Below are 12,789 nucleotides of genomic sequence, written 5' to 3'. Positions count from 1 at the left end.
AAATCAACCTCATGCGGAAAATGACTCCGTCTTCCGCGCCGACCGTGGTGATGCACGATCCGCGCCTGAACGACCCTGAGCAGGAGCTCGTGCCCACGAGCGACCTCACGCCCGGCGAGCTGGAGAGCGTGCTCGAGGTGCTCGAGGCCATGCGCCGCTGGCGCGAAGCGGAGCGCGAGAACAACGAGGCGTCGCAGCGGTACATGCGCCTCGGCGCGAGCGACATGAGGGCGCTGCGAGTGCTCATCGCCGCAGGCAACCAGAAGCTCCCGATGACGCCGAGTGCGATGGCCGGACACCTCGGGATCTCCAGCGCGTCCACCACGAAGCTCCTCGACCGCCTGGAGCGCGGCGGTCACGTCGTGCGTCGCGCGCATCCCGACGACCGCCGCAGTCTGGTCATCGAGGTGACCGAGGAGACCCGCCGTGCAGCACGTGCCACGGTGGGGCGCGAGCATGCTCGGCGCTTCGATGTCATCGCCGAGCTGACCCCCGAGCAGCGCCGCACGGTCGCCGACTTCTTCGGCGCCATGGCGGCCAGTGCCGAGCGTGACGCTGTGTGACGAGCGGATTCTGAGCGAGTGCTCGACGCCGCGTACGTTTTCGGAGTCCCCCACGAGAGGAAGAACCCGAAAATGTCACGTCGCTTCACCACCCTCGCCGCTGCCGCCGCAGCGGCCCTCCTCGTCACCGGTCTCACCGGCTGCGCATCCGCCGACGCCGGGAAGGCCGGATCCGACGGCGCCGCCGATGACGTCGTCAAGATCGGCGTGGTCGGCAAGAGCGACCCGCAGTGGGCGGCGTTCGAGAAGGCGGCCAAGGCCGAGGGCATCGAGGTCGAGCTGGTCGACTTCGGATCGTACGAGCTTCCCAACCCGGCGCTCACCGAGGGCGAGATCGACCTCAACCAGTTCCAGCACGTGATCTACCTCGCTCAGTACAACGAGGCGGCGGGGGAGGACCTGGTGGCCATCGGATCCACGCAGACCTACCCGCTCGGCCTGTACTCCTCGAAGTACGACGACGTCGAGGACATCGCCGACGGCGAGACCGTCGCCGTCCCTGACGACGCATCCAATCAGGCCCGTGGCCTGCTCGTGCTCCAGTCGGCCGGGCTCATCGAGCTCAAGGACGGCGGCTCGCCGTTCTCGGATCTCTCCGACATCGACGAGGCCAAGTCCAAGGTCAAGGTGACCGCACTGGAGGCCGCGCTGACTCCCGAGGCACTGCCCGACGTCGCAGCCGCCATCATCAACAACGACTTCGTCGAAGAGGCCGGTCTGGAGTTCGACGACGCGCTGTTCACCGATGACGCGTCCGACCCGGCGGCGGCCCCCTACGTGAACATCTTCGCCTCACGTGCGGACGATGTCGACAACGAGACCTACCTGAAGCTCATCGAGATCTTCCAGACCGACGAGGCCGTGCAGAAGGGGCTTGCGGAGTCGTCCGGCGGCACCGGCGTGACGGTTCAGCTCCCCCAGGAAGAGCTGGCGAAGACGCTCAAGACGGTTCAGAAGGACGTCGCAGACAACAGCTGATCCGGACGGATCTGAGAGAATCGGGCGGCGCCATGTGCGCTGCCCGATTCTCCTTGTCAGGGGCAGCCGACGCCCATCATCCCCACCCACCCGAAGCCGGAGTGCACCCATGCCGATCGTCTCGCTCGAGAACGTGTCGAAGCGATACCCGTCCCCCCAGCGCGCGGGGGAGGAGGTCACCGCGGTCGACGACGTCACCCTGCATATCGAGAAGGGGGAGGTCTACGGCATCATCGGCTATTCGGGGGCCGGCAAGTCGACCCTCGTGCGTCTCATCAACGCCCTGGAACCTGCCACCCAGGGCCGGATCATCGTCGATGACATCGAGGTCACTGCGCTCTCCGAGCGCCAGCTGCGGGAGGTGCGCAGCGGCATCGGCATGATCTTCCAGCAGTTCAACCTCTTCTCCGCCAAGACGGTGCGCGCCAACATCGCCTACCCGCTGAAGCTCGCCGGCTGGGCGAAGACCGACATCGACGCCCGCGTCACCGAGCTGCTGTCGTTCGTCGGTCTCAGCGACAAGGCGCGCTCGTACCCCGAGCAGCTCTCCGGCGGTCAGAAGCAGCGCGTCGGGATCGCCCGTGCGCTCGCGACCCGCCCCGCCATCCTGCTCGCCGACGAGGCCACCAGCGCTCTCGATCCCGAGACCACGCACGAGGTGCTCGCCCTGCTCAAACGGGTCAACGAGGAGCAGGGGGTCACCATCGTCGTCATCACCCACGAGATGGACGTCATCCAGACGATCGCGACGAAGGTCGCCGTGATGGACCGGGGGCGCGTGATCGAGCAGGGGGATGTCTTCGAGGTCTTCTCAGCCCCCCGGCATCCGGCTTCGCAGCGCTTCGTGGGCACCGTGGTCAAGGGCATCCCGTCACCGGCCGAGCGGGCCGTGCTGCGTGAGCGGCACAGCGGGCGGCTGGTGACGTTCTCGTTCCGGGACGGCGGCCCATCGCAGGCCCAGCTCTTCGTCGATCTCGCCGAGGCGGGGCTGGAGTTCGAGCTCGTGTTCGGCGGCATCAACGACATCCGCGGACGAGCTTTCGGCCACCTGACCCTCGCCCTCCGCGGCGAGACGCAGCGCATCGACGACGTCCTCGCGCGCATCGGCAGCCACGTCGAAGTGACCGACATCGATCGGGAGGAGGAGCGCTGATGGATCGTCTCGTCGAACTCGCTCCGGAATTCTGGCAGGCAGCTGTCGAGACCCTGTACATGGTGTCGCTGACCCTGCTCTTCGGCGGGATCCTCGGTGGTCTGATCGGAGTGGGCCTGTACCTCACCCGCCCCGGCGGGATGCTGCAGAACCGTGCCGTGTCGTTCGTGCTGAACCTGTTCATCAACTTCTTCCGGCCGATCCCCTTCGTGATCCTCATCACGGTGCTGATCCCGTTCTCGCGCCTGGTCGTGGGCAGCGGAATCGGCACCAACGCCGCGATCGTGGCCCTGGTGGTCGCGTCGATGTTCGCCATCGGGCGCATCGTCGAGCAGCATCTGGTGGGCGTCTCGCCGGGGGTGATCGAGGCCGCGCGAGCGATGGGAGCCGGGCCCTGGCGCACGCTGTTCACCGTCGTCATCCCGGAGGCGCTGGGTCCGCTCGTCCTGGGCTACACGTTCGTCATCGTCGCGCTCATCGACATGACGGCGATGGCCGGGTACATCGGCGCCGGGGGCCTCGGCAACTTCGCCCTCACCTACGGACGCCGCCAGTTCGAGCCGGTCGTGATGTGGGCCGCGGTGCTGCTGATCGTCGTCTTCGTGCATTTCGCGCAGACGCTCGGGACCTGGCTCGCCCGCCGGATCATGCGCAGGTAGACCTTTCGCGGCGACGTGCAGAGTGCCATCCTCGCAGCAGGTGAGTGAAAGGCATGTCATGGATACGGGGATGTTCCACGCTGCGGATGGCTACGACCGGCTGATCGGTCGCTTCCTGCCCTCGCTGGCACCGGCTTTCGCGGATTTCGCCGGTGTGCGCACGGGCAGCGCACTCGACGTCGGATGCGGACCGGGCGGACTCACGATCGAGCTGGCTCGTCGGATCGGAGCCGCGAACGTCGCGGCGATCGACCCTTCGCCGCCGTTCGTCGCCGCCTGCCGCGAGCGGGTGCCTGGGGCCGAGGTCGTCGAAGGGGTGGCGGAGACGCTGCCGTTCCCGGACGGCGTGTTCGACGCCGCGCTCTCGTCGCTCGCGGTGGGATTCATGTCCGACGCACAGCAGGGCGTGCGCGAGATGGCTCGGGTCACCCGCGCGGAGGGTGCCGTGGCGCTCTGCTTCTGGGATCACGCCCGCATGCAGGGCCTCGCGCACTTCTGGAAGGCCGTGCACCGCGTGCTCGGGGTGACTCCGGTCGATGACCAGCTGATGGGACGCCGCGAAGGCGAGCTGGCCTCTCTGCTCGACGGCGCCGGCCTCGTCGACATCCACGCGAGTGAGATCACGGCGACAGCCCGGTACGAGGACGTCGACGACCTATGGTCGGGCTACACCGCGCGGATCGGGCCGATCGGACAGTACGTGCAGACGCTGACTGCCGAGCAGCTGGATGCCGTGCGTGCCGCCGTCCGCGAGGACCTCGATGAACCGGATCGCCCGTTCACGCTCACCGCGGTCGCGTGGGCCGCTCGGGGCGCGGTTCCCGCCTGACCTGGGCCGGGATGTCCTGCAGGGTTCGTCGCGTCATGAAGTCACGGGGTTCCCCGCTCAGCGGATCGAGGAAGCGCAGCTCGCGCGCGAGGAGCTGCAGTGGCCGCTCGAAGTCGTCGGGTCTCTCGGTCAGCAGCGTGGGGTAGAAGCCGTCGTTCAGGATGCCCGCGCCGAGCGACGCCAGATGCACACGCAGCTGGTGCATCCGACCGGAGTGCGGGCGAAGCAGCGTGTGCACCACGTGGTCGTCGAAGGCGAGCATCTCGATGAGCGTCTCGGAGTTCGGCTCGCGCTCGTCGTCGACTCGCACGCACACGTGCGCGCGCAGCTTCTCGATGTGGTTGCGATACACGATCGGGAACGGCAGACCGGCCAGAGCGGGAGATGCCGGATCCCAGTCGCCGGGCAGCGCCGACACCGCCTCGTACACCTTCTCGACCTGCCGCCGCTCGAAGAGCAGCTGGTAGGCGCCCCGTGTCTCGGGTCGGGTGGAGAACATCAGCAGACCGGCCGTCGCGCGGTCGAGGCGGTGGATCGGAGTGAGCTCCGGGATGCCGAGCAGGTTGCGGAGCCGCACAAGGGCCGAGTTCTGCAGGTACTTGCCGCCCGGGGTGGTGGGCAGGAAGTGCGGCTTGTCCGCAACGACCAGATCGCGGTCGTGGTGCAGCACCTCGATGTCGAACGGGATCTCGCGCTCCACCGGCGGCTCGCGGTAGTACCAGACGAACTCGTGCACGCCCAGCGGAGTCTCGCGGGTGAGCGGCGTGCCGTCTCGCGCGACGATCTCCGCGCGGTCGAAGCGCGACAGCAGCCGCTCGGGCTCGAGATGGAAGAAGCGCTCGGCCATGTACGCACCGACCGTCGGCCACGGTCCGGTCAGCGGCAGATGCAGCCGCGTCGCGCCGACGCCGTCGCGTACGGGAAGCGGAGAGCGCATCGCCATCAGCGGCCGGCCCCTGGGATGGGGATGCTCACGAGTCGAAGCTCAGGCTGAGCTTGCGCAGCAGGCCGGCCAGCCGCTCGCGGTCTGCGCGGGGGAGCGCCTGCAGCAGCACGGCCTCGGCATCGACGAGGCGCGTGATCGCGGCATCCACTCGCACGCGTCCGTCGTCGGTGAGGGTGACGAGCACGCTGCGCCCGTCCTGCGGGTCGGACTCGCGCCGCACGAACCGACGCCCCACCAGGCGGTCGATTCGGTTGGTCATCGTGCCGCTCGAGACCAGCGTCTGCTGCAGCAGCTGCTTGGGCGAGAGCTGGAAGGGGGCGCCGGCACGGCGCAGCGCCGAGAGCACGTCCCACTCCCACGGCTCGATGTCGCTGCGACGGAACACCTCGCGCCGCGCACGGTCGAGGTGACGCGAGAGGCGGTCCATCCGCGAGAGCACCTCGAGGGGCGAGAAGTCCAGGTCGGGGCGCTGGGTGTTCCAGGCGCCGACGATCCGGTCGACCTCATCCGCCTCGCTCATCCCGCCATTATCCCGCGTCCGCCGTGTCGGCCCGGACCTCGGCCCGCACGGAGGGTCTGGTCGGCCGTGGCAGAATTGACCCGCGGTCGCCCCCTCGCGAGGCGGATGGCCGTGGTCCGCCGTGGTGTAACGGCAGCACGACAGCCTTTGGAGCTGTGAGGTTCAGGTTCGAATCCTGGCGGCGGAGCATGACGCAGAACAATCTCGCCATCATCGTGCTCGCCGCAGGCCAGGGCACCCGCATGAAGTCCCGCCGACCCAAGGTGCTGCATGAGATCGCCGGGCGCCCTCTGGTCGGTCACGTGCTCACCACGGCGCGTTCGCTGGGCGCGTCGCACATCGAGGTCGTGGTTCGGCACGAGCGCGAGCAGGTGGTCAGCGCGCTCGCCGGCGACTACCCCGATGCGGTCTTCGTCGACCAGGACGACGTGCCAGGCACCGGCCGGGCCGTGCAGGTGGCGATCGACGCTCTGCCCGCGGATTTCGACGGCGACGTCCTCGTGCTCTCCGGCGACTGCCCGCTGGCCGATGCCGGCACCCTCTCGTCGTTCCTCGACGAGCACCGCGCATCGGGCGCCCCAGCCACGCTGATGACCGCCGTCGTCGACGATCCCACCGGCTACGGGCGGGTGATCCGCGATGCCGACGGCGGGGTCGACCGCATCGTCGAGCAGAAGGACGCCAGCGCCGACGAGGCGTCGGTGCGCGAGATCAACGCCGGCATGTACGCGTTCCGCTCCGCGACGCTGCGCCGCTACCTTCCCGAGATCGGCGTCGACAACGCACAGGGCGAGATGTACCTGACCGACGTGCCTGGCCTGCTGCGCCGCGACGGTGACCGCGTGGCGGCATCGGTCGTCTCCGACGTCACCGTGACCTTCGGCGTCAACGACCGCGCCCAGCTCGCCCTCGTCGGACGCCTGCTCAACCAGCGCATCGTGCGTCGCTGGCAGCGTGAGGGCGTCACCATCGTCGACCCCGAGACCACGTGGATCGACGACGATGCCAAGCTCTCGCCCGACGTGACGATCCTGCCGAACACGCAGATCCTGCGCGCCACCGTCATAGCCGAAGGCGCCACCGTCGGACCCGACACCACGCTGGTGGACTGCGAGGTCGGCGAGGATGCGGTGGTCAAGCGCACGGACGCGAACCTCGCCGTCATCGGCGCGGGCGCGACGGTCGGCCCGTTCTCGTACCTGCGAGCCGGCACCGTGCTCGGAGCCGGCGGCAAGATCGGCGCATACGTCGAGACGAAGAACGCCGAGATCGGCGAAGGCAGCAAGGTTCCGCACCTGTCGTACGTGGGGGATGCCACGATCGGACGCGGCGTCAACCTCGGCGCCAGCACGATCACCGCCAACTACGACGATGTCAACAAGCACCGCACGGTTGTCGGCGACGAGGTGCACACCGGGTCGCACACCGTGCTGGTCGCGCCCGTTAGGCTGGGAGCTGGTGCGAAGACCGGTGCCGGTGCTGTCGTCCGCAAGGACGTCCCCGCGGGTGCCCTGGCCATGAGCGTCGCCCCCCAGCGCAACATCGACGGGTGGGTCGAGAAGAACAGAGCAGGCACGGGCGCAGCCGATGCGGCGGCCCGCGAACGATCGGCGGAGTAGGTCTCATGGGCAACAAGAAGAAGAAGGCCGCACTCGAGCGCGAGAACGGCGTCGCACCTGGACTCATCGCGAAGACCAAGAAGCGGCTCGTCGTCGCCGGCGGTCGCTCGCATCCCGAGCTCACGGCCGCCGTCGCCGCAGCCCTGGGCCAGGAGGCGGCCCCGGTCGAGCACCGCACCTTCGCCTCGGGGGAGATCTACGCGCGCTTCGAGGTCTCGATCCGCGGCTGCGACCTGTTCATCGTGCAGTCGTTCGGCGAGCCGGTGAACGAGTGGCTGATGGAGACGCTGATCATGCTCGATGCCGCCAAGCGCGCATCGGCCAAGCGCATCACCGTCGTCGCCCCCTACTACCCGTACTCCCGCCAGGACAAGAAGGGCCGTGGTCGCGAGCCGATCTCCGCCCGACTGGTGGCCGACATGCTGAAGACCGCCGGCGCCGACCGCGTGATGAGCGTCGACCTGCACGCCGCGCAGATCCAGGGCTTCTTCGACGGGCCCGTCGACCACCTCTTCGCCAAGCCCGTGCTGCTCGAGCACTTCCAGGGCACGCTGACCGACGAGGACCGTGAGACGCTCACGATCGTCTCGCCCGACATGGGCCGCGTCCGCGTCGCCGACACGTGGTCCGACAGCCTCGGCGCGCCGCTGGCCATCATCCACAAGCGCCGCGACCCGAAGGTCGCGAACCAGGTGTCGGTGCACGAGATCGTCGGCGCCGTCGAGGGACGCACCTGCCTCCTCGTCGACGACATGATCGACACCGGCGGCACGATCGTCAAGGCGGCGCAGGCGCTGAAGGGCGCCGGCGCGCGCAAGGTCATCGTCGCCGCGACACACGCGGTCTTCAGCGACCCGGCATCCGAGCGCCTGCAGGACGCCGCGATCGACCAGGTCGTCATCACCGACACCATCCCGCTCACCGAGTCGCGACGGTGGGAGGGACTCACGATCCTGCCCATCGCGCCGCTGCTCGCGACCGCGATCAAGCAGGTGTTCGAAGACGGCTCGGTGACGAGCATGTTCGGCGGCGACGCCTGATCTCTCACTGAGTCGCGACGAGGCATCCGGAGTTCTCATAGCCGGATGCCCGAAGCTGAACGCATGAACGCGCACCCCGCAGCCCGCACCGGATCCGCTCTGCTCGGCCTCGCCGGCGCGCTCGTGCTCGCCGGGTGCTCGGGGGCAGCGGACGCCGACGCGGGGAAGGGCGATCCGTCCCCGCTCAGCACCGACGCGACCGCCCCCTATGCCGACGGCACGTACACGGCCGAGGGTTCGTATCGCACGCCGGAGACGGTCGAGACGATCGAGGTCACCCTGACGATCGCGGAGGACACGGTCACCGCCGTCGAGGTGGTCGGCGACCCGCTGGCGCCGGAATCCAAGAACTACCAGGGCCAGTTCATCGCGGGCATCTCGGATGTCGTGGTCGGGAAGAAGCTCGACGAGCTGCAGGTCGACCGCGTCGCCGGATCGTCGCTCACCAGCGGCGGATTCGATCAGGCCGTGGTGAAGATCAAGGACGAGGCCGCCACTGCGGCCGAGTGACCCGGCATGCACGCGTGGCGGTTCGACGCCATCGGCACGCAGTGGGAGATCGAGACCGTCGACACTCTGAGCGGGGCGGTTCGAGCGGGCGTCGACGCGATCATCGAGGCGTTCGACGCCACCTGGTCGCGCTTCCGGGGCGACTCGGTCATCTCGTCGCTGCGTTCGCAGGGCGGGACGGCGGATCTCACTCCGGATGCCGCCGCCGACGCCGCGGCCATGCTCGAGATCTATCGTGATCTCGGTCGCGCCACCGCAGGCGCCGTCAGCCCGCTGATCGGCTCGGCGCTCGAAGCGCTCGGCTACGATTCCGCGCTGACGCTGCGCCCGGGACCGCCGCGGGCGGCGCCGGAGAACTGGGAGCGGATGCTGCGTTCCGACCACATGTCGCTGACCCTCGATGAGCCGGCCGTCATCGACGTCGGCGCCGTCGGCAAGGGGCGGCTGGTCGATCTCGTCTCCGACGCCCTCGCACACCTGCCAGGGAGAGTGACCGTGGACGGCAGCGGTGACCTCCGCGTGCGCGGCGGCACCGCGAGAGTCGCACTCGAGCACCCGTACGATCCGAGCGTCGCGATCGGGGTGGTGGAGGTGACGGATGCTGCCCTCTGCGCATCCGCGGTCACGCGGCGCGCGTGGGGGAGCGGGCTGCATCACGTGCTCGACGGACGCACGGGCCTTCCCGTGCGCACCTGGGTCGCGACCTGGGCTCTCGCGGCAGACGCTCTGCACGCCGACGCCGCGGCGAGCGGCCTGTTCTTCGCCGGCGGTCCTGAGCTCGCCGACCGCTGGGGCGCCGACTGGGTGCGGATGTCGAGCGACGGGCGGATCGAGCGCTCACGCGGGCTCCCGGGCGAGCTGTTCACCGAGCCGGCCCGCTGAGGATACGGAAGAGTAGAAGCGTGATCACTGCGTTCCTGGCCATGCGGCAGCGTGTGCTGGCCGTCCTCGGCGCCATCTCCATGTACCGGCTCGTGCTGTTCGCCCTCGGCGCGTTGGCGGCGATCGCACTCGCGCTGTCCCTCGCGGGGCTGGTGGGTCCGACGGCCGGCGAGATCCTGGCATCCTTCGCGGTGCTCGCCCTCGCCATCTTTGCCGTCGACGCGGTCGCGCAGCGCATCCTGCGCCTGCCGTGGCGCATCGAGTCGTCGCTGGTGACCGCACTCATCCTCCTGTTCGTGCTGCAGCCCTCGGTCACTCCCGCGGGGCTGGGAGGGAGCGCGCTCGCCGGTGTGCTGGCGAGTCTGTCGAAGTACCTCATCGCCTGGCGCGGACGGCACATCCTCAACCCCGCCGCGTTCGGGGCGGCCGTCGTGACGATCTTCGGCCTCGGCACGTTCTCGGCCTGGTGGGTGGGCACCCCCTGGCTCGCGCTGTTCGTCGCTCTCAGCGGTCTGATCGTACTGTGGCGCACCGAGAAGGTGCGTCTGGTGCTCATCTTCCTCGTCGTGGTCGTCGCGGTGTCGGTCGCCCGGCAGGCCGTGCAGTCGCAGGAGTTCGGCATCCCGTTCGACGCGGCCGACGCGCTGCTCGCGGCGTTCACGCAGACGCCATACCTCTTCCTCGGTGCGTTCATGCTCTCCGAGCCGCTCACGCTCCCGCCTCGACGCTGGCAGCAGTACAGCGTCGCCGCGCTCGTCGGCGTGCTGGCCGGATGGCCGATCGCGATCGGCTCGCTGTTCACGCTGGGTCAGGAGCGGGCGCTGCTGATCGGCAACCTGCTCGCGTTCGCCTTCGCCCTGCGCAGCTCGGTGCGGCTCGTGCTCACCGAGCGCAGCTTCGTCACGCCGACCGCGCAGGAGCTCACGTTCCGCACCAAGGGGCGGCTGAAGTTCGTCGCGGGGCAGTACCTCGAGCTCGAGGTGCCGCATCGCAATCCGGATGCCCGCGGCACCCGCCGCGAGTTCAGCATCGTCTCGGCGCCCGCCGACCTGCCCGCACTGCGCATCGCCTACAAGGACGGCGATCAGAAGCATCCCTCGAGCTACAAGCGAGCGCTGAAGGAGGCCGAACCCGGGGCGGTGCTGGCCGTGACCGGAACCTGGGGAGACTTCGTGCTGCCGCGCGGGCGGACGCCGGTGCTCATGGTCGCGGCCGGCATCGGCGTGACGCCGTTCGTCTCGCAGCTGCGTCAGCTGCAGGCCACGGGTGGCGAGCGCGACGTCGTGCTCGTCTACGTGGCGTCCGAGGCGGCCGAGCTCGCGTTCCGCGACGAGCTGGCCGCGACCGGCGCCCGCACGATCGTGTTCACCCGCGACGAGCCGGCGGATCTGCCTGCCCACTGGACGTGGGCGCAGGGCATCCGTCTCGACGCCGACGGCCTGCAGTGCGTCGTGCCCGACCTCGCGAGCCGGCACGCGTACATCTCCGGGCCACCGCGCCTCATCGCCGACCTGGCGCCGGCGCTGCAGAAGGCGCGCGGCGTCACGACCGACGCGTTCGCCGGCTACTGACCCGGACGCTCGCGGCTCACTGCCCTGCCGCGGACTCCACGGGGGCCGCCTGCTCGCCGCGCGGCAGGCGCACGGTGAACGACGTGTCGCCCGGTGCGCTCTCGACGGCGATGGCGCCGCCGTGACCTTCGATGATCGCCTTGGCGATCGCGAGACCGAGCCCCGTGCCGCCGGTCTGCCGCGCCCGCGACACGTCTCCGCGCGCGAAGCGGGCGAACAGCTCGTCGCGAACGGCGGGATCGATGCCCGGCCCGTCGTCGTGCACGCGCAGCTCGGCACCCTCAGCGGTTGCCGACAGCGACAGCGTGATGGTCGTGCCCTCCGGCGTGTGCGTGCGGGCGTTGGCGAGAAGGTTGCCGACCACCTGGTGCAGGCGCCCGACGTCGCCCGCGACGATGACGGGCTCACCGGGGGTCTCGAGCTTCCAGTGGTGGCCGGGGGCGGTGGGCTGTGCGTCGGCGAGAGCCTCGACGGCGAGCTGCGACAGGTCGACCTCACCGTGCACGAGCTCGGCGCCCTCGTCGAGGCGGGCGAGCAGCAGCAGGTCCTCCACGAGTCGCGTCATCCGCAGCGACTGCGCCTGGATGCGCTCCAGCGCGGAAGTGGTGTTCTCGAGGGTGGGCGCGTCCTGCGACTGCCGCAGCGCCCGCAGCGACAGCTCGGAGTACCCGCGGATCGAAGCGAGCGGCGTGCGCAGCTCGTGGCTGGCGTCCGCCACGAACCGGCGCATGCGCTCCTCGTTGCGCTGGCGTGCGGAGAGCGATGAGTCGACGTGGTCGAGCAGGGTGTTCAGCGCGACTCCCACCCTGCCCACCTCCGTGCGCGGATCGGCCTCGTAGTCCGGCACCCGCTCCGTGATGCTCACCTCGCCGCGATCGAGGGGCTGGCCGGCTACGCGCGACGCCGTCGCGGCGACCGCGCGCAGGGGCCGCAGCCCCATGCTGATGGTGAGGGCGGTCGTGAGGGCCAGCAGGATCAGCCCGCCCAGGGTGGCGAGGGCGATCACGGTGAACAGCGAGGTCATGGTGTGCTGCAGCTCGGCGCGGGGAAGTCCGGTGATCACCACCACGTCGTTGTCGGTGCGATCTGCCGTCACCCGGAACGAGCCGGCGTGCAGGCTGACCGTCGCCGATCCCGATTCCCGCAGCGCTGAGGTCAGCTCCAGCAGATCGTGAGCGGGAAGAGTCCTGCTGGAGTCGGGTGTGACGATCACGCCGGACGCCGGCGCGTCCGGGGGGAGCACAGCGAGCAGCAGGCTGCCGGTCTGGACGATGCCGCCGCTGATCGCCTTCTCGGCGGTGAGCGCCTCGCCGCGCAGGGCCGCGGCCTTGGCCTGGTTGGTGACCAGTGCCGTGGTGACGTTCGAGGTGGCGTTGAGCTTCCTCTGCAGATCGTCCTCGAGCGTCCTGCCCAGGGTCGCACTCGTGATGATCGCGACGATCACGAGGATGAGCGAGACGAACCCGATCACCGCGGCCATCAGCCGCGCCTGGAGGCTCAGCGGGTGAGAGAGCATGGG

The 12,789-nt window shown here is 69.7% G+C and carries 13 protein-coding genes and 1 tRNA gene; 11 read left to right on the top strand and 3 right to left on the bottom strand.

Annotated features, from left to right (window positions below):
• The first annotated feature begins 11 nt into the window (after positions 1-11).
• The 5 genes from ACIPV2_RS13540 to ACIPV2_RS13520 all read left to right on the top strand — a co-directional run bounded on the left by ACIPV2_RS13540 (position 12) and on the right by ACIPV2_RS13520 (position 4,182).
• On the top strand, positions 12-563 hold the full coding sequence (locus ACIPV2_RS13540; protein WP_400842078.1) for a MarR family winged helix-turn-helix transcriptional regulator: 552 nt from the start codon (positions 12-14) through the stop codon (positions 561-563).
• A 72-nt stretch (positions 564-635) separates the two neighbouring features.
• Entirely contained in the window at positions 636-1,541 is a 906-nt protein-coding gene (locus tag ACIPV2_RS13535) for a MetQ/NlpA family ABC transporter substrate-binding protein (protein WP_400842076.1), read from the top strand.
• A 109-nt stretch (positions 1,542-1,650) separates the two neighbouring features.
• Entirely contained in the window at positions 1,651-2,694 is a 1,044-nt protein-coding gene (locus ACIPV2_RS13530) for a methionine ABC transporter ATP-binding protein (protein WP_400842074.1), read from the top strand.
• Positions 2,694-3,353, top strand: a complete 660-nt coding sequence (locus ACIPV2_RS13525) for a methionine ABC transporter permease (RefSeq protein WP_400842072.1) — start codon at positions 2,694-2,696, stop codon at positions 3,351-3,353. The genes ACIPV2_RS13530 and ACIPV2_RS13525 overlap by 1 nt, the downstream gene beginning before the upstream one ends.
• A 70-nt stretch (positions 3,354-3,423) precedes the next feature.
• Positions 3,424-4,182, top strand: coding sequence for a class I SAM-dependent methyltransferase (locus tag ACIPV2_RS13520; RefSeq protein WP_400842070.1), 759 nt, complete (start codon positions 3,424-3,426; stop codon positions 4,180-4,182).
• Here ACIPV2_RS13520 and ACIPV2_RS13515 read toward each other — a convergent pair.
• Positions 4,139-5,119: a pseudouridine synthase gene (locus tag ACIPV2_RS13515; RefSeq protein WP_400842212.1), complete on the bottom strand. Its 981-nt coding sequence runs from the start codon at positions 5,117-5,119 to the stop codon at positions 4,139-4,141. The two genes, ACIPV2_RS13520 and ACIPV2_RS13515, sit on opposite strands and share 44 nt — an antisense overlap.
• Before the next feature lie 34 nt (positions 5,120-5,153).
• A complete protein-coding gene (locus tag ACIPV2_RS13510; RefSeq protein ID WP_101188336.1) occupies positions 5,154-5,648 on the bottom strand; it encodes a MarR family winged helix-turn-helix transcriptional regulator in 495 nt (164 codons plus the stop codon).
• 115 nt (positions 5,649-5,763) lie between these two features.
• Here ACIPV2_RS13510 and ACIPV2_RS13505 point away from each other — a divergent pair.
• The 6 genes from ACIPV2_RS13505 (at position 5,764) to ACIPV2_RS13480 (ending at position 11,270) form a co-directional block, all read left to right on the top strand.
• Positions 5,764-5,835, top strand: a tRNA-Gln gene (locus tag ACIPV2_RS13505).
• Position 5,836: 1 nt separating this feature from the next.
• Complete coding sequence (glmU, locus tag ACIPV2_RS13500) at positions 5,837-7,267, top strand: bifunctional UDP-N-acetylglucosamine diphosphorylase/glucosamine-1-phosphate N-acetyltransferase GlmU (RefSeq protein WP_400842067.1); 1,431 nt, start codon at positions 5,837-5,839, stop codon at positions 7,265-7,267.
• Between the two features lie 5 nt (positions 7,268-7,272).
• Positions 7,273-8,307, top strand: coding sequence for a ribose-phosphate diphosphokinase (locus ACIPV2_RS13495; RefSeq protein WP_101188334.1), 1,035 nt, complete (start codon positions 7,273-7,275; stop codon positions 8,305-8,307).
• A gap of 45 nt (positions 8,308-8,352) precedes the next feature.
• Positions 8,353-8,817, top strand: a complete 465-nt coding sequence (locus ACIPV2_RS13490; RefSeq protein WP_400842064.1) for a hypothetical protein — start codon at positions 8,353-8,355, stop codon at positions 8,815-8,817.
• A gap of 6 nt (positions 8,818-8,823) precedes the next feature.
• On the top strand, positions 8,824-9,699 hold the full coding sequence (locus ACIPV2_RS13485) for an FAD:protein FMN transferase (RefSeq protein WP_400842062.1): 876 nt from the start codon (positions 8,824-8,826) through the stop codon (positions 9,697-9,699).
• 20 nt (positions 9,700-9,719) lie between these two features.
• A complete protein-coding gene (locus ACIPV2_RS13480) occupies positions 9,720-11,270 on the top strand; it encodes an FAD-dependent oxidoreductase (RefSeq protein WP_400842060.1) in 1,551 nt (516 codons plus the stop codon).
• Positions 11,271-11,286: 16 nt separating this feature from the next.
• On the opposite strand, the gene ACIPV2_RS13475 is transcribed toward ACIPV2_RS13480, so the two are convergent.
• Positions 11,287-12,786, bottom strand: a complete 1,500-nt coding sequence (locus ACIPV2_RS13475; RefSeq protein WP_400842058.1) for a sensor histidine kinase — start codon at positions 12,784-12,786, stop codon at positions 11,287-11,289.
• Positions 12,787-12,789: the final 3 nt, after the last annotated feature.

Origin of the sequence: Microbacterium sp. NPDC089987 (genome assembly GCF_044748505.1) — a bacterium.
Lineage (GTDB): Bacteria > Actinomycetota > Actinomycetes > Actinomycetales > Microbacteriaceae > Microbacterium.
Note: the sequence above shows the minus strand (reverse complement) of the source record. Positions and strands in the feature narration are given on the sequence as shown.